Genomic DNA, 15,640 nt, shown 5'->3' on the forward strand with positions numbered 1-15,640 from the left:
CCCCGCCTCACATCCCCTTGCGCCGGCGGTACTCCTGCCGGCCGACCAGGAAGGCGCCCAGCGCCACCATCAGCGCCAGCCCGTACCACGTGATGGCGTAGCCGAGGTGGCTGTTGTGGAAGGAGATCACGGTCAGCCCGCCGACCGGCCACGTGCGCTCGCCGTCCTGCTGGCGCGGCACGCTGCCTTCGGGGTCGGCCGCCGCGCCATTGACCGTGGGCGCGGCGCCGGCAGCCGCGTCGGCGTCGATGAAATACGGCGCCACGTTCTGCAGGCCGCGCGCCGCGGCGATGGCGGGCACATCGCGGTTGTACCAGCGGTTGGCCGCCGGGTCGTTGTGGCGCAGGAAGGCGTCGCCGGGCTCGCTGATGCGCAGCAGGCCGGTGACGGTGGTCTCGCCGGGCGGGTCGTACTGGCTGCGGGTGGCGCGCTCGGCGCGCTCGGGCGGCACGAAGCCGCGGTTGACCAGCACCACGCTGCCGTCGGCCATGCGCAGCGGCGTGACCACCCAGAAGCCGCCGCCCAGGTCGGTCACGGCCTGGACCAGCGTCTCGCGGTCGTTGAGGAACGTGCCGGACACGCGCACGTGCGTGTATTCGTCACCGGCCACGCTGACCTGCGGCCATTGCGCGGGACCGGGCGCCGCCACCGGCGGCGCGTGCACGCGCGCGTTGACGCGCTCGATCAGGTCGAGCTTCCAGGCGCGGCGCTGGACCTGCCAGGTGCCGAGCCCGACCAGGACGGAAAAGGCGAATGCCGCCAGGACGGCAAACACCACGAGGGCGCCGGTGCGGCGCGGGGAAGCGGACGGCTGGGCGCTTGCGGCGCCGGTGGCTGGCTGGGGCTGGGGGTGTCGAGGTGCGTTCAAGGTAGGTTCTTCGTGTCGTGCATAGCCGGCATCATATTCTGATCCAGGTGGAACATCACCCAGAGCGAGCCGCTCAGCGCGATCACGACGAGCACGATGGTGAAGATCAGGGCCAGCATGGTCCAGCCACCCTCGGACTTGAAGTTCATGTGCAGGAAGTAAATCATGTGCACGACGATCTGCACGGCGGCGCACGCCAGCAGCACCAGCGCCGTGGTCCGGGACTTGTCGAACACGTTGGCCATGACCAGCCAGAACGGCACCGCGGTCAGCAGCACGGCGAGCACGAAGCCGGTCATGTAGCCGCCGAAGGTGGCGTGGAACCCTTCGTCGTCATGGTGTCCGTGGCCGTCGTGGCCATCGTGGCCGTGCGCGCCGGCGCCGCCGGCCAGCGTGTTGTCGTGCGCGTTCATGGCAGGACTCCCATCAGGTAGACGAAGGTGAACACGCCGATCCAGACCACGTCGAGAAAGTGCCAGAACATGGACAGGCACATCAGGCGGCGCTTGTTCTCGTGGATCAGCCCGTACTTGCCGACCTGCACCATCAGCGTGACCAGCCACACGATGCCCACGGTCACGTGCAGCCCGTGCGTGCCGACCAGCGTGAAGAACGACGACAGGAACGCGCTGCGCTGCGGCCCGGCGCCTTCGTGCACGAGGTGCGCGAATTCGTACATCTCGATGCCAAGGAAGGCCGCGCCCAGCACGCCGGTGATGGCCAGCCACCACTGCGTCTGGCTGGTGCGCGCCTTCTGCATTTCCAGCATGGCGAAGCCATACGTGATCGACGACAGCAGCAGGAAGGTGGTGTTGAGCGCCACCAGCGGCAACTCGAACAGCTCCGCGCCGGTCGGGCCGCCGGCATAGCGCCGGCCCACCACGCCGTAGACGGCGAACAGGCTGGCGAAGATGAGACAGTCGCTCATCAGGTAGAGCCAGAAGCCGAGCAGCGTGCCGTTCTGCGGGTGCACCTCGGTGGTTTCGTAGAAGCGCAGCTGCGCCTCGCGCGGGGCCGCCTGCGCGCTCATGCTGTCCGGGCCGTAGGGGGTGGCGATATCAACCATGAGTGGCAAGCAGGCGCGAGCGCTCTGCCTCGGTACGGACGACGGTGTCGGCCGGGATGTAGTAGTCGCGCTTGTAGTTGAAGGTGTGGCCGATCGCCACCGCCAGCAGGGCGATGAACGCCAGCGCCACGATCAGCCACATGTGCCAGATCAGCGCGAAGCCCATCAGCGTGCTCAGCCCCGCGAGGATGATGCCGGCGCTGGTGTTCTTCGGCATGTGGATCGGGATGAAGCCCTGCTGCGGGCGCTGGTAGCCGAGCTGCTTCATCTGCCACCAGGCGTCGTTGTCGTGGATCAGCGGCGTGAAGGCGAAGTTGTACTGCGGCGGCGGCGAGGACGTGGACCACTCCAGCGTGCGGCCGTTCCACGGGTCGCCGGTGGTGTCGCGCAGTTCCTCGCGGCGGCGGAAGCTCACGAACAGCTGGATCAGGAAGCAGCCGATGCCGCAGGCGATCAGCAGCGCGCCGAACGCGGCGATCTGGAACCAGATCTGCAGCGAGGCATCCTGGAAATGGTTCATGCGCCGGGTCACGCCCATCAGGCCGAGCACGTACAGCGGCATGAAGGCGACGTAGAAGCCGACCAGCCAGAACCAGAACGAGCACCTGCCCCAGAACGGGTCGAGCTTGAAGCCGAACGCCTTGGGGAACCAGTAGCTGATGCCGGCCATCAGCCCGAACAGCACGCCGCCGATGATCACGTTGTGGAAGTGGGCGATCAGGAACAGGCTGTTGTGCAGCGAGAAGTCCGCCGGCGGCACCGCCAGCAGCACGCCGGTCATGCCGCCGATGACGAACGTCACCATGAAGCCGACCGTCCACAGCATCGGCACCTCGAAGCGGATGCGCCCGTGGTACATGGTGAACAGCCAGTTGAAGATCTTCGCCCCGGTCGGGATCGAGATGATCATGGTGGTGATGCCGAAGAACGAGTTGACGCTCGCGCCCGAGCCCATCGTGAAGAAGTGGTGCAGCCACACCAGGTACGACAGCACCGTGATCACCACCGTGGCGTACACCATCGACGCATAGCCGAACAGCCGCTTGCCGCAGAAGGTGGACACCACTTCGGAGAAGATGCCGAACGCGGGCAGCACCAGGATGTAGACCTCGGGGTGCCCCCAGATCCAGACCAGGTTGATGTACATCATGGCGTTGCCGCCGAGGTCCGCCGTGAAGAAGTTGGTGCCGACGTAGCGGTCCAGCGCCAGCAGCGCCAGCACCGCGGTGAGCACCGGGAACGCGGCGATGATCAGCACGTTGGTGCACAGCGAGGTCCAGGTGAAGATCGGCATCTTCATCAGCGTCATGCCGGGCGCGCGCATCTTGACGATCGTCACCAGCAGGTTGATGCCGGACAGCAGCGTGCCCAGCCCCGCCACCTGCAGCGACCAGATGTAGTAGTCCACGCCCACGTCGGGGCTCTGCAGGATGCCCGAGAGCGGCGGATAGGCCAGCCAGCCGGTGCGCGCGAACTCGCCGACGAACAGCGACATCATCACCAGCACCACGCCGCCCACCGTCATCCAGAAGCTGAAGTTGTTGAGGAAGGGAAAGGCCACGTCGCGCGCGCCGATCTGCAGCGGCACCACGAAGTTCATGAAGCCCGTGACCAGCGGCATGGCCACGAAGAAGATCATGATCACGCCGTGCGCGGTGAAGATCTGGTCGTAGTGGTGCGGCGGCAGGTAGCCGGCCGAATCGCCGAAGGCCACCGCCTGCTGCGCGCGCATCATGATGGCATCGGCGAAGCCGCGCAGCAGCATGACGATGCCGAGCACGATGTACATGATGCCGATCTTCTTGTGGTCGATGCTGGTGAACCATTCGCGCCACAGGTAGCCCCACGCGCGGAAGTAGGTCAGCACGCCGACCAGCGCCAGCCCGCCGACCGCCACCACGGCGAAGGTCGCCAGCAGGATGGGCTCGTGGTAGGGAATCGCCTCCCAGGTCAGGCGGCCGAATACCAGCTGGGTAAGATCGTGCTCGGGCATTGTCATCACCAGGGCCGCAGGGGCATTGTTGCAGGATTCTTTTTCGGCGCTCGCGTCATGGCGTCGGGCCGGGCCGCGTCAGCGCGGCAGGGCTTTGGCGGAACCGGAGCCGGTCGGGTCGCTCGCGGTGCAGATCTCGCCGAACGGCGCGCCGGCGCGCTGCAGCGAGGCCAGCGCATACTCGCCCTGCCCCGACCCCAGCCGTACCGATGGCACCGGCTGCGCCCGCTGCGCCTGGCGCGTGGCCTGCCCGGTCATCGGCATCATGTCCTTGATGCACGGCTTGCCCGCTTCCACGCAGCGGTTGAGGATGGCGCCGTACAGCGCCGGGTCCACGCTGGCGTAGCGGCGCACCGGCTCGCGCTCGCTGGGCTGCTCGAGCCTGAGGTAGGTCTCGCGCGTGAGCGCGCCGCCGCCGGCCTTGGCCTGCCTGACCCAGCGCTCGAATTCCTCGTTGCTCACGCCGTGGAACTTGAAGTACATGCCGGAGAAGCCCGCGCCGCTGTAGTTGGCGGAGAAGCCTTCGTACACGCCGGGCGCGTTGATGACCGCATGGAGCTTGGTCTCCATGCCCGGCATGGCGTAGACCTGCCCGGCCAGCGCGGGGATGAAGAAGGAGTTCATCACGCTCGACGCGGTGAGCTTGAAGCGGATCGGATGGTCCACCGGCGCCACCAGTTCGTTGACGGTGGCGATGCCCTGGTCGGGATACAGGAAGAGCCACTTCCAGTCCAGCGCCACCACTTCCACGGTGAGCGGCTCGGTGCCGGTGGGCACGCCGCGCTCGGCGTCGATGCGCGACAGCGGCTGGTACGGGTCGAGCTTGTGCGTGCTGACCCAGGTGATCGCGCCGAGCGCGATGATGATGAGCAGCGGCGCGGACCAGATCACCAGTTCGAGCAGCGTGGAGTGGTCCCAGTCGGGCTCGTAGGTGGCGGCGCGGTTGGAGGCGCGGTAGCGCCAGGCGAACAGCAGTGTGAGGATGATCACCGGCACGATGATCAACAGCATCAGGCCGGTCGAGATGATGATTAGATCACGCTGCCTGACCGCGAGGTCGCCGGACGGGGCCATCAGCACGGCACTGCAACCCGTCAACAGCAAGGCAGCCGAAAGTAGGAATCCGCGCTTGACGTAGCGGGATGGCACTATCCGTGTACGCAAATGCATAGCCGTCCAAGTGATCGTTGGAACGCCGGTGGGCTGGCATGGGCAACATCATACTTCGAGAATCAAGCTTTCCGACACTGCATATTTTCCTATGGCACTGTAGTCAAAGAAGTGCCATTCTTAAAGGAGTGTGGCACTACGACAAGGCCTGATGATGTCCAGCATCGCTCACCAGCACGACCCGTCGTCAGCACCCTCGGCCCAGGAGGCCGCGCACCATGCCAGGGTCGCGCCGGGCGAGATCGCCACCGGCGTGGTCATCGGCCGGGCCTCCGAATACTTCGATTTCTTCGTCTACGGCATCGCCTCGGTGCTGGTCTTCCCGGCGGTGTTCTTCCCGTTCGCCGGGCGCGTGGAAGGCCTGCTGCTGTCCTTCACGGTCTTCTCCTTCGCCTTCATCGCGCGCCCGTTCGGCACCACGCTGTTCATGGTGATCCAGCGGCGCTGGGGGCGCGGCATCAAGCTCACCGCGGCGCTGTTCGCGCTCGGCACGGCCACCGCCGGCATCGCCTTCCTGCCGGGCTACGACACGCTCGGGCGCGAGTCCATCATCCTGCTGGCGTGCTTCCGCGTGCTGCAGGGCATCGGCTTCGGCGGCTCGTGGGACGGCCTGCCTTCGCTGCTGGCGCTCAACGCGCCGCCGCAGCGGCGCGGCTGGTATTCGATGCTGGGGCAGCTCGGCGCGCCGATCGGCTTCTTCATCGCGGGCTCGCTGTTCCTGTTCCTGCGCACCAGCCTCGACATCGAGGAATTTCTCGAATGGGGCTGGCGCTATCCGTTCTACGTGGCCTTCGCCATCAACGTGGTGGCGCTGTTCGCGCGGCTGCGGCTGGTGGTGACGCAGGAGTACACGCAACTGCTGGACGAAGGCGAGCTGGAGCCGATCAGCCCCATCGTGATCGCGCGCGACCAGGGCTACAACCTGTTCCTCGGCGCGTTCGCGGCGCTGGCCAGCTATGCGCTGTTCCACCTCGTCACGGTGTTCCCGCTGTCGTGGGTGGCCGTGCACGGCACGCAGGACGTGAGCGACGTGCTGGTGGTGCAGATCATCGGCGCCGGCGTCGCCGTGCTCGGCACCATCGCCTCGGGCGTGATCGCGGACCGCATCGGCCGGCGCACCACGCTCGGCCTGATGGCCACGCTGATCGCCATCTTCAGCCTGTTCGCGCCGTTCCTGATGGGCGGCAGCGCGGCGCGGCAGGACCTGTTCATCCTGATCGGCTTCGGGCTGCTGGGCCTGTCCTACGGACAGGCCGCGGGCGCCGTCACCTCGAACTTCGAGAGCCGCTACCGCTATACCGGCGCGGCGCTGACCTCCGACTTCGCATGGCTGTTCGGCGCGGCCTTCGCGCCGCTGGTGGCGCTGGGGCTGTCGGTCGAGTTCGGGCTGGTGGCGGTAAGCGTCTATCTTCTGTCCGGCGCCGCCTGCACGCTGCTGGCGCTGGGCATCAACCGCACGCTGGCCTCGCGCGACTGACGCGGCCCCGCGCGGCGCGGGCCGCGCATGTCCTGCCCGCTTCGCCGCATGGCCGGCTCCGGCGGGAAGACGCGCCCGGGCGGCTATCATATGGCTCGCAAAACCGCTGCCTCCGGGCCCGCGCGCATCCGCCGCGCGGCCCGCAGCCGCCTCACCGAGCGACGCCACTCATGGACACCACCCCCGATCTCTCCGCACGCCCCGCCATCCGCGCCCTGACCCAGCTCGAGGCACGCGTGCTGGCCGTGCTGCTGGAAAAGCAGCACACCGTGCCCGACACCTATCCGCTCTCGCTCAACGCGCTCACCGCCGGCTGCAACCAGAAGACCGCGCGCGCGCCAGTGATGAACGCCACCGAAGACGAAGTGCTCACCGCCATCGACGGCCTCAAGCGCCTGAGCCTGGCGATGGAAGGCAGCAGCAGCCGCGTGCCGCGCTTCGAGCAGAACATGAAGCGCGTGCTGGGCGTGCCCAGCCAGTCCGCCGCGCTGCTCGCCATCCTGATGCTGCGCGGCCCGCAGACCGCGGCCGAGCTGCGCCTGAACAGCGCGCGCCTGCATGCGTTCGCCGACATCTCCTCGGTCGAGGTCTTCCTCGACGAACTCGCCGCCGCCGAGCCGCCGCGCGTGGTCAAGCTGCCGCGCGCGCCCGGCGGGCGCGAGCACCGCTGGATGCATCTGCTGTGCGGCGAGGTCAGCGTGGACGACGCGCCCGCGCAAGGCAACGGCGAGGACACCGTGCCGCCCTCCGAGTTCGAAGCGATGAAAGCCGCGCAGCGGGAACTGGAGGAAAAGGTCGCGCGCCTGCAGGCCATGCTCGAGCAGATGGCCGGCGAGCTCGGCATCCGCCTCGACACCGACGGACTCTGACGCCGGGCCGGCCGCGACGCGCCGGCCGATGGCAAGCCGGCGCGATGCTGCCCGCGCAGCCGCCCGCGGCCTACAATGTGTTGGTCATGTCCTGCCCCGCGCGGCGCGCCGCCATGTCAATACATTTGCACTCGCCGCGGGAATTTGTGCCGTGGAAGTTGCCTGCGCCACTGCCGCGGCACGCCGGGGATGCGGTGCTTGCGCAACACACGCGCCATCCTGCCGCCAGACGAAGTAGACTAGGAGCCGCTGCGCTCCGCCGGCATTTCGCTGTCACAATTGTCACGATACTGCCCCGCGGAGCCGGACATAATCTGGCGACCAGAAACGTGGAGGATCCCGACGATGCGCGTGACGATTCGCACCATTACGATTCCGGGAGGCAAGGGCCGCGCGGCCCTGCACAAGGCAGCCGTATACATGACCACCGAGCAGGAAGCCGCGCCGCTGATGACCAGCGAGTGGACCCAGCGCGAGCCGGAAGCATTCATGGCCGCCCAGACCTGGGCTAGGCGCAATACCTATATCGTGTCGAACCCCCGCACCGGCACGTTCTACGGCAGTCCCGCCGGCCGCTAGCCCGGCGCCTCGCGCCGGCACGCTTGCCGGCGGCGCCCGCCTGACGTACCCTGCCCTGCCCCGGGGCATGCCGCCCCGCCACCAGGAACGTCGTCATGCCAGGGCCCAAACCCGCCAGCTCGCTGGTCTATTCCACGGAACACGGCCGCATGTGCCCCGGCTGCGGCAACCCCGCCGCGGCCTGCGCCTGTGGCAAGGCGCAGCCGGCCGCGCAAGGCGACGGCATCGTGCGGGTATCGCGGGAAACCAAGGGCCGCAAGGGCAAGGGCGTGACGCTGGTGCGCGGCGTGGCACTGGCGCCGCTGGCGCTGGCCCAGCTCGGCAAGGAACTCAAGGCGGCCTGCGGCTCGGGCGGCACCGTCAAGGACGGCGTGATCGAGATCCAGGGCGACCACTGCGACGCCGTGATCGAGAAGCTGCGCCAGCGCGGCATGACGGTCAAGCGCGCGGGCGGCTGAGCCCGCCGCGGGATTACCTGGTGCGCTGCTGGTAGCGGATGGTGCCGTCCGGGCGGCGCTGCGGCACCACCGGGTTGCGCGAGTTGCACACGGGGCAACGGAACAGCAGGCCCTGGCCTTCATCCTTGATCGTCACATCCGCCTCTTCCCAGCGCATGCGGCACGATTGGTTCTGGCAAGTAAAAGACATCTTCATTCTCCGAGATAGGCGCGGATCGTAGCATGGCCGCGCGGTGCGCCGCGGCGGCATGCCGTGGCCTGCGCCGGCATGACGGCCCGGCGCGCGCGCCAATGCCGTGACGGCACGCGCGCGGCCAGCCCTTGCATTTGTTGACATTACCCGCGCGCGGCGCGCCTAGAATCCAGCGCTATTCACCACAGGCACGCCGATGCGATCCGAACGAACCAAGCTGCTTGGCTATATCGCGCTATGCATGGTGGCGTTCGCGCTGCTCACCGTGCTGTGCGTCACCTTGCAGGAAGACAACGAACAGCGCGCCGCGCGCAAGATCCGGCAGATGGACAGCCGCGCGGCCGCGCAGGCAGCGCCCGGGCAGGAGCCGAGCAGCACGCACGCGGCGCGCTGAGCGTGGCCGCGCGCCGTGCCACTCAGCACGGCAGCACGATGGTAAACGTCGCCCCCTTCCCCGCTTCGCTGGCCAGGCGGATCTCGCCGCCGTGCCGCTCCACCACCGTCTTGACGAACACCAGCCCCAGGCCGCTGCCGGCGGGCGCGTTGCGCTCGTTGTCGCGCAGGCGCGCGAACGGCTGGAACAGGCGGCCCTGATCTTCCACCGCGATGCCCCGGCCCTGGTCGGCCACGTCGATGGCCACGCCCTGCGGCACGCGGTACAGGCGTACCGTGACGGTGCTCTGCGGCGGGCTGAACTTGATCGCGTTGCTCACCAGGTTGGCGATCGCGCGCACCAGCAGCACGGGTTCGGCCGTGACCATCGGCTGTTCTTCCCCCATCTCCAGGCGCAGGTCGATGCGCGCGGCGCTGGCCAGCGCCCATAGCTCGTCGGTGGCGTCGAGCACCACGCCGGCGAGATCGACCTCGATGAAGTTCAGGTGCGGCGCCTCGGCGCGGGCCAGGCGGATGAAGTCGTCGGCCAGCTCCAGCGTGCGGCTGGCGTAGTCGCCGATGCGGGCCAGCAGCGCGGCCTGCGGCAGCGCGCGGCTTTCTTCGCGCTGCAGTTCGATCAGCGCGAGGATGGAGGCTTGCGGCGAGCGCATGTCGTGCGAGATGAAGCGCAGCGATTCCTCGCGCCGGCGCTCGGCCATGCGCACCTGGGTGATGTCGATCACGCTGATGATGAGGCCGGCCACGCCGCCGGTGTCGCTGCGCAGCGGCGCGCCGCGCAGCAGCATGGGGCGCTGGTCGCGCCCCTCCAGCTCCACGCCGGGCGGCGCCTGCGCGCTGTCGCCGCCGGCGTGGGCGCGCCGCAGCTGCTCCCAATATTCGTGGCCGGCCTTGGGCTGGACGAACACCTCGTCGACCAGCTCGCCGATGCGCGGGCGCGGCGCCGCCACGTCGGCCAGCGGCGCCAGCGTGCGCGGCGCCAGCAGCAGGCTGCGGCGGTTGGCCAGCAGCACGCGCCCGGCCGGGTCGCAGATCACGGTGGCCTCCGGCAGGCCTTCCAGCCCGTCGGCGAGGAACTGGCGCAGGTCGCGCAGGCGCGTGGTCATGCGGTAGACCGCCCGCATGCGGGTGTCGAGGTTGCGCCCGCGGCGGGGCTCGCCTTCGTCGGCGGGCATCGCCAGCAGGCCCGGCTCGGCCTCGAGCTGCGCCAGCTCGTCGGTGAGGAACTGCAGCGCGGCTTCCTGCCGGCGCCAGCTCCACAGCGGGTACAGCAGGCCGCAGCCCAGCACCGCGCTGACCGGCGCGAACCACAGGTGGCCCAGCACCACCAGCAGCAGGCTCGCGCCCAGCGTGCCGGCCAGCAGCGCCACCGTCACCACCAGCGCGTTGCGCGGCGTGAGCGCCAGCGCGGCCAGCGCCGCCAGCAGCACCGGCAGCAGCGTGCCGAGCCAGAACCACGGCGCCGGCAGCGCCACGATGGCGCTGTCGCGCTCGAGCGCGTGCATGGCGTTGGCGATGATCTCCACGCCGCTCATGCCGTGGCCGTCGCGCGAGACCGGCGTGGGATAGACGTCGCCCAGCCCGCTGGCGGTGGCGCCGATCAGCACCGCCTTGCCGCGGAAGGTGTCCGGCGGCAGCTTGCCGCCGAGCACGTCGAGCACGGGGATCTGGCGAAACGTGCCGGGCGGCCCGGCGAACGGAATGCGCAGGCGGTAGCGGTGCAGCCAGCCGTCGGCGTCGGGCGCGCTGTCCTGGTGGTCGTGCCGGTAGCCCGACACCGGCCGCGGCGGGCGGCCGAAGGCGACCATCGCCGCCGAGAAATGATCGAGCAGCTGGCCCGGCAGGCCTTCCTGCAGGAATACCTGGCGCGCGATGCCGTCGAGGTCCACGGCGATGTTGATGTGGCCCACCGCGCTGCCCAGGCCGGTCAGCGGATAGCGCACCTGCAGGCCGTCGCCGCCGGGCTCGGCCAGCGCGGGCAGCACCACGTTGCCGGCGCGCGCCATCGCCAGCGCCAGCGCGCGGTCGTCCGCGGGATGCTGCAGGTCCGGTTCGGAGAGGATCACGTCCACGCCGATCACGCGCGGCGCGCCGGCGGCGACGTGGTCGATCAGGTCGGCCAGCACGTGGCGGCGCCACGGCCAGCGGCCGATCGCGGTGATGCCCGGATCGTCGATGGCGACGATGACGATGTCGTCGGCGGGCGCGTGGCGCTGGGCCACCACGGCGAGGTCGTAGACCGCCTTGTCGGCGCGCTCGCTCCAGCCCAGCAGCGCGCAGGCCGCCACCAGCAGCAGCACCGCCGCGCTCAGCAGCGCCCACTCCACCAGCGTGCGGCGCTGGTAGCCCGCCAGCAGGCGAATCGGCAGGCGCGCCAGCGCGCGGGCGCGCGCCGCGGCGCGGGCGATCCGCGCGATGCGGGCCTGCTCAGTCGGCACGGTCGAGCATGCGCCCGCCGGCGCCTACCGGCCGGCCTTGCGCGTCGCGCACGTACTGCTTCACCTCGATGCGCTGGGGTGCGGAGTAGTGCGGCCCGGCGGCGGCGCTCTCGCGCCCGACCCGCACGAAATAGGTGCCGCTGGCCGGGCGCGGCAGGCGCGCGTCGTTGGTGTCGCTGCGCACGTCGGCCACGATCTGCGTGAAGGCCGCATCGGCGGCCATCTGCAGGCGGTAGGCCTGCGCCGCGCCGGCCCCGGGCCAGGCGATGTGCAGCGTGTCGCCGCCGTCGTCGTCGAAACTCGGCTGCGGCGGCGACGGCTCCTGCGTGAAGGCCACCGCCTCGCTCCACGGGCCCGGCTGGCCGGCGGCGTCGAGCGAGCGCACGCGCCACCACCAGCGGCCCGGCGCCAGCGGCAGGCTGGCCGACGGCGTGTCCGCGCGCGCGCGCACGACGCCCTGGCGGAAGTCGGCGTCGGCGGCCACCTCGTATTCGTATTGGGCGACGCCGGTGACTTCGGCCCAGCGCAGCGCGGCTTCCTCGCCGTAGGCGGTGCCGCCGCGCTCGGGCGCGAGCGTAAACGGCGCGGCCGGGTTGAGCCGCACCACCAGCGGCGCCACCGTGCCGGCGCCGCCGAGCCGCCGCGCGTCGAGCGCGCTCACGCCCAGGTACAGCGTGCCCTCGGGCAGGTCCTGCAGCGCGGCCTCGGCCGCGCCCACGGTCTGCGACGACAGCAACTCGGTCTGGGCGGCATCGCGCGACACCACCACGCGGTAGGCGGCGGCGCTGGCGACCGGCGCCCAGGTGACGGTGGCGCTGCTGGCCAGCAGCGGCGACGGCAGCGGCGCCAGCGCCGGCGCGGGCAGCAGCGCGACCGGCCGCGCCAGCACGCCGGCGGCCGACACGCTGACGCCGTAGCCGGCCGCCACCGCGGCCCGCTGGCCGCGCCGGGCGCTGGCCTGCACGCGGCCTTCGAGCACCGCGCCCTGGCTGGCGCCGTCGTCGGTGCCGACGCGGAAATGCGTGCCGCGCACGCCCGTCACCAGCGACGGCGTGCGGATCTCGTAGCGCCCCACGCCGGTGCCGCGCGGCGCCACGCGGGAATCCACCTCGCCGCGGTCGATGCCGATCACGGTGTCGGTCAGCCCGGTGCGCGCGAACGCGCGCAGGCGGCGGACTTCCACCGCGCTCGCGGGCGGCACCGTGACGCGCGAGCCGTCGCCCAGCTCGATGGTGACGGTAGCGCCGGCTTCCGTCGCCAGGCGCGCGCCCTCGGCCAGCGTCATGCCGGCCTGCAGCGCGCGGCCGTCGGCGCGGGCCGTGCCGGTGACGAACACCACGCGCGCGCTGCCCGGCACGACCGGGATGCGCGCAAGCGGGATGCGCAGGCGCATGCCGGGCGGCAGGTGGTAGGGGTCCGCCACCTTGTTGAGGGCCTGCAGCTCGCGCCAGCCGCCGGGCGTGTCCATGAACTGCCCGGCCAGGCCGATGAGCGTGTCGCCCGGGCGCACCAGGTAGATGAAGTCCTGCCCGTCCGCGCCCGCGGCCTGCGCGGCCGCATCGCCGGGCCAGCCGGCGCCGAGCATGCCGATCAGGCCGGCCGCGCCCATCGTGCCCATTGCGCCGAGCACCGCGCGCAGGCGCGGATGCCGCGCGGCGCGGCCTGCCATGCCGCGCGCGCTGCCCGCGCCACGCGCTCCACCCATCCTGCCCATCCTGCCCATTCCGACCATCCCGCCCGTTCTGCTTGTCGCCATGTCGAACCGCTTCATAAACTCAGTCTTCCTGCTTGTCGCCATCTGCCGTGGCTTCGAAGCGATAGCCGTGCGAATACACGGAGGTCAGGCGCACGCCGTTCTCGGGCCGCAGCGCGAGCTTGATGCGCAGGCGCGAGATATGCGTGTCCAGCGTGCGCGAGCCCGCGCCGATGGCCCTGCCCCACACCGCCTGCTCGACCACCTCGCGCGAGAGCAGCCGGCCGAGGTTGCGGAACAGGAACAGCGCCAGATCGAATTCGCGCGGCGAGACCTCGGCGCGCACGCCGCCCACTTCCACCGTGCGCGCGGCCGGGTCGACCAGGTAGCTGCCCACGCGGATCAGGTCGCCGTCCTGCTGCGCCTGCGGATACGTGCGGCGCAGCAGCGCGCCCACGCGCGCCACCAGCTCGGCGCGGCGCACCGGCTTGATCATGTAGTCGTCGGCGCCCGCGCCGAGCCCGGCGACGATGTCCTCTTCCAGCGAGCGGCTGGTCAGGAACAGGATGGGCGGGTTGCGCCCGGAATTCTGGCGCACCCAGGTGACCACCTCGAAACCGCTGGTGTCGGGCAGTTGCCAGTCCACCACCAGCAGGTCGAACGCCTTGTCGCGCAGGGCGCGCAGGAAGCTGCCGCCGCTGGCGAAGCATTCGCACTCGTGGCCGGCCGAGACCAGGATCTGCTGGATCAGCTCGGCCTGGCTCTTGTCGTCTTCCACCGAAGCTATTCTCATACTTACCTCTTCATCGCGCCGCCCGCGCCCGCCGCCGCGCCACGCACCGGCACGGGCATGGGCACGACAGGCGGGCGTGGCAAGCAAGCGCAGGCGGGCGCTGGCGCGGCGCCCGCAAGCACGACAGCCCGGCGGGGGCCGGGCACGTGGGGAGAATGGTACCGAAAATCGGGCGGCGGCGCGCCGGTGCCGGCGCGCGGGGCGGCCCTGACCTGTCCTATTGCAGCATGTAGGTCTCGTATTCGAGCCGGTCCAGCTTGCGGTCGAGCAGGTAGATCGCCAGCGCCACCACGACCAGCAGCGACACGGCGAAGCCGTAGCCGTACCAGGCCGGGCCAAGCTGCAGCGTAAGCGAGGTCAGCGCCACGTTGAGGATCACGAACAGCGCGGTCAGCAGCAGCACCTCGCGGCGGCGGTCCAGGTAGAAATAGATGTTCAGCACGCCCAGCAGCACCACCTGGAGACTGGCGCCGATCACATCCACGTACAGCAGCGGCAGGTACAGCTCGGAGATGCCCAGCAGCGCCAGGATGTAGCGCCCCACCACGAACAGCAGCAGCGCGGCGATGGCCTGCACCTTGACGATCTCGTACAGCCCCAGGCGGATGGTCTGCACCATCGTGTTGCGCATGTCCTCGACGTGCTCGAGCGAGCTGCCGCCGCGCACGGCGTTGTAGAACGCATCGTAGTACTCGACGAAATCGGTCTCGATGCGCACCAGGAACACCGCCATGCCGGGAATGATCGCCAGGTAGGCCAGGAACACCGGGATGTCGTAGATGATCGATGCGTGCAGCGGCCCGATCACCTGCTGGCCGGTGGACGGCGCGTACCAGAACATGAACTTGTCGAGCCAGATGCCGAGGTTGTACAGCAGGCCGATGAGCATCAGGCTCGGGTAGGCGTAGCGGCGCTGGAACACCTCGAACGACATGAAGCGCTGGCTGGTGTAGTTGCGGTAGATCAGCACCACCATCGCCGTGAGCAGGCTCAGCTGGCCCGCCACGAAGCCGGACAGCAGCCCTTCCAGGCCGAAGCCGCGCAGCGCCAGCGCGGCCACCACCGTGAAGGTGTAGCCGATCAGGAAGGTCCACACGATGGCCTTGTACTGCTTCATCCCCGACAGGAAGATCACCGCGATCCAGATGTTGCTCATGACCACGAAGCCCGCGATCATCAGCAGCCGGTACAGCACCGACTGCGCCTGGAACGAGAACAGCGCGAAGCCGATGCCGATCGCGCCGGACAGCACCGTCACCAGCAGCGCCACGGCGTGGAAGTTCGACAGCACGAGGTGGTCGCGCTTCTCGAACAGGCGGTCCGAGGTGAAGCGCGTGAAGGCAAGCTGCATCGGCCCGGTCAATATCAGGCTGACCGCGATCAGGTAGGTCACCGACACCTGGAACTGCGTCACCAGGCTGCCCGGCACCACGAACGGCAGGCTCAGCACGCCGATCAGCAGGATGCCGACGATCGACAGCACCCACGGGCCCGAACTGATGATGCCGGCATAGGCATAGGCGCCGAGCATGCCCGACAGGCTGTCCCGCCGCAGCATCTTGCGCAGCTCGAAACCGATCCCCGCCATCTCAGCGACCTCCCTTCATGGGGCAGCCCGCGGCCTGGGCGGCCTTGGCCGGCGAGGCGCCCGCC

At 69.9% G+C, this 15,640-nt stretch carries 15 protein-coding genes; 5 read left to right on the plus strand and 10 right to left on the minus strand.

Annotated features, from left to right (window positions below):
* Positions 1-7: 7 nt before the first annotated feature.
* From K206_RS0122595 to cyoA, 5 genes are all read right to left on the minus strand, one after another.
* A complete protein-coding gene (locus K206_RS0122595; protein ID WP_369796918.1) occupies positions 8-868 on the minus strand; it encodes an SURF1 family protein in 861 nt (286 codons plus the stop codon).
* Positions 865-1,281 carry a cytochrome o ubiquinol oxidase subunit IV gene (gene cyoD, locus K206_RS0122600; RefSeq protein WP_020204666.1) on the minus strand — a complete coding sequence of 139 codons (417 nt, stop codon included), beginning with the start codon at positions 1,279-1,281 and terminating at the stop codon, positions 865-867. The genes K206_RS0122595 and cyoD overlap by 4 nt, the downstream gene beginning before the upstream one ends.
* Complete coding sequence (cyoC, locus tag K206_RS0122605) at positions 1,278-1,898, minus strand: cytochrome o ubiquinol oxidase subunit III (protein WP_155888182.1); 621 nt, start codon at positions 1,896-1,898, stop codon at positions 1,278-1,280. Before cyoC ends, cyoD begins: the two co-directional genes overlap by 4 nt.
* A 28-nt stretch (positions 1,899-1,926) precedes the next feature.
* The gene (cyoB, locus tag K206_RS0122610) at positions 1,927-3,927 is read right to left on the minus strand and encodes a cytochrome o ubiquinol oxidase subunit I (protein ID WP_020204668.1); all 2,001 of its coding nucleotides are present in this window, start codon (positions 3,925-3,927) and stop codon (positions 1,927-1,929) included.
* A 78-nt stretch (positions 3,928-4,005) separates the two neighbouring features.
* Positions 4,006-5,001, minus strand: a complete 996-nt coding sequence (gene cyoA, locus K206_RS0122615) for a ubiquinol oxidase subunit II (RefSeq protein ID WP_020423870.1) — start codon at positions 4,999-5,001, stop codon at positions 4,006-4,008.
* A gap of 250 nt (positions 5,002-5,251) precedes the next feature.
* Between cyoA and K206_RS0122620 the strand changes: the two genes are divergently transcribed.
* The 4 genes from K206_RS0122620 to K206_RS0122635 all read left to right on the plus strand — a co-directional run bounded on the left by K206_RS0122620 (position 5,252) and on the right by K206_RS0122635 (position 8,480).
* A complete protein-coding gene (locus K206_RS0122620) occupies positions 5,252-6,574 on the plus strand; it encodes an MFS transporter (protein ID WP_029043946.1) in 1,323 nt (440 codons plus the stop codon).
* A 170-nt stretch (positions 6,575-6,744) separates the two neighbouring features.
* A complete protein-coding gene (locus K206_RS0122625) occupies positions 6,745-7,443 on the plus strand; it encodes a YceH family protein (protein WP_020204671.1) in 699 nt (232 codons plus the stop codon).
* Between the two features lie 345 nt (positions 7,444-7,788).
* Positions 7,789-8,022 carry a hypothetical protein gene (locus K206_RS0122630; RefSeq protein WP_020423871.1) on the plus strand — a complete coding sequence of 78 codons (234 nt, stop codon included), beginning with the start codon at positions 7,789-7,791 and terminating at the stop codon, positions 8,020-8,022.
* A 95-nt stretch (positions 8,023-8,117) separates the two neighbouring features.
* A complete protein-coding gene (locus K206_RS0122635) occupies positions 8,118-8,480 on the plus strand; it encodes a translation initiation factor Sui1 (RefSeq protein WP_020204674.1) in 363 nt (120 codons plus the stop codon).
* 13 nt (positions 8,481-8,493) lie between these two features.
* Here K206_RS0122635 and K206_RS43805 read toward each other — a convergent pair whose 3' ends face one another.
* Positions 8,494-8,670 (minus strand): hypothetical protein, encoded by a 177-nt coding sequence (locus tag K206_RS43805; protein WP_196812910.1) that lies wholly within the window; start codon positions 8,668-8,670, stop codon positions 8,494-8,496.
* A 199-nt stretch (positions 8,671-8,869) separates the two neighbouring features.
* Here K206_RS43805 and K206_RS0122645 point away from each other — a divergent pair, with 199 nt between their 5' ends.
* Positions 8,870-9,067, plus strand: a complete 198-nt coding sequence (locus tag K206_RS0122645) for a hypothetical protein (protein WP_020204676.1) — start codon at positions 8,870-8,872, stop codon at positions 9,065-9,067.
* A gap of 22 nt (positions 9,068-9,089) precedes the next feature.
* Here the strand turns inward: K206_RS0122645 and K206_RS0122650 are convergent, their stop codons facing one another.
* The 4 genes from K206_RS0122650 to pelG form a co-directional block, all read right to left on the minus strand.
* The gene (locus tag K206_RS0122650) at positions 9,090-11,501 is read right to left on the minus strand and encodes a CHASE2 domain-containing protein (protein ID WP_020204677.1); all 2,412 of its coding nucleotides are present in this window, start codon (positions 11,499-11,501) and stop codon (positions 9,090-9,092) included.
* Positions 11,491-13,206 (minus strand): FecR domain-containing protein, encoded by a 1,716-nt coding sequence (locus K206_RS0122655; protein WP_196812911.1) that lies wholly within the window; start codon positions 13,204-13,206, stop codon positions 11,491-11,493. The genes K206_RS0122650 and K206_RS0122655 overlap by 11 nt, the downstream gene beginning before the upstream one ends.
* A gap of 70 nt (positions 13,207-13,276) precedes the next feature.
* A complete protein-coding gene (locus K206_RS0122660) occupies positions 13,277-13,987 on the minus strand; it encodes a response regulator transcription factor (RefSeq protein WP_029043948.1) in 711 nt (236 codons plus the stop codon).
* Positions 13,988-14,204: 217 nt separating this feature from the next.
* Positions 14,205-15,575, minus strand: a complete 1,371-nt coding sequence (pelG, locus tag K206_RS0122665) for an exopolysaccharide Pel transporter PelG (RefSeq protein ID WP_020204680.1) — start codon at positions 15,573-15,575, stop codon at positions 14,205-14,207.
* Between the last annotated feature and the right edge of the window lie 65 nt (positions 15,576-15,640).

This window comes from Cupriavidus sp. WS, from assembly GCF_000395345.1.
GTDB classification, from domain to species: Bacteria; Pseudomonadota; Gammaproteobacteria; order Burkholderiales; family Burkholderiaceae; genus Cupriavidus; species Cupriavidus basilensis_B.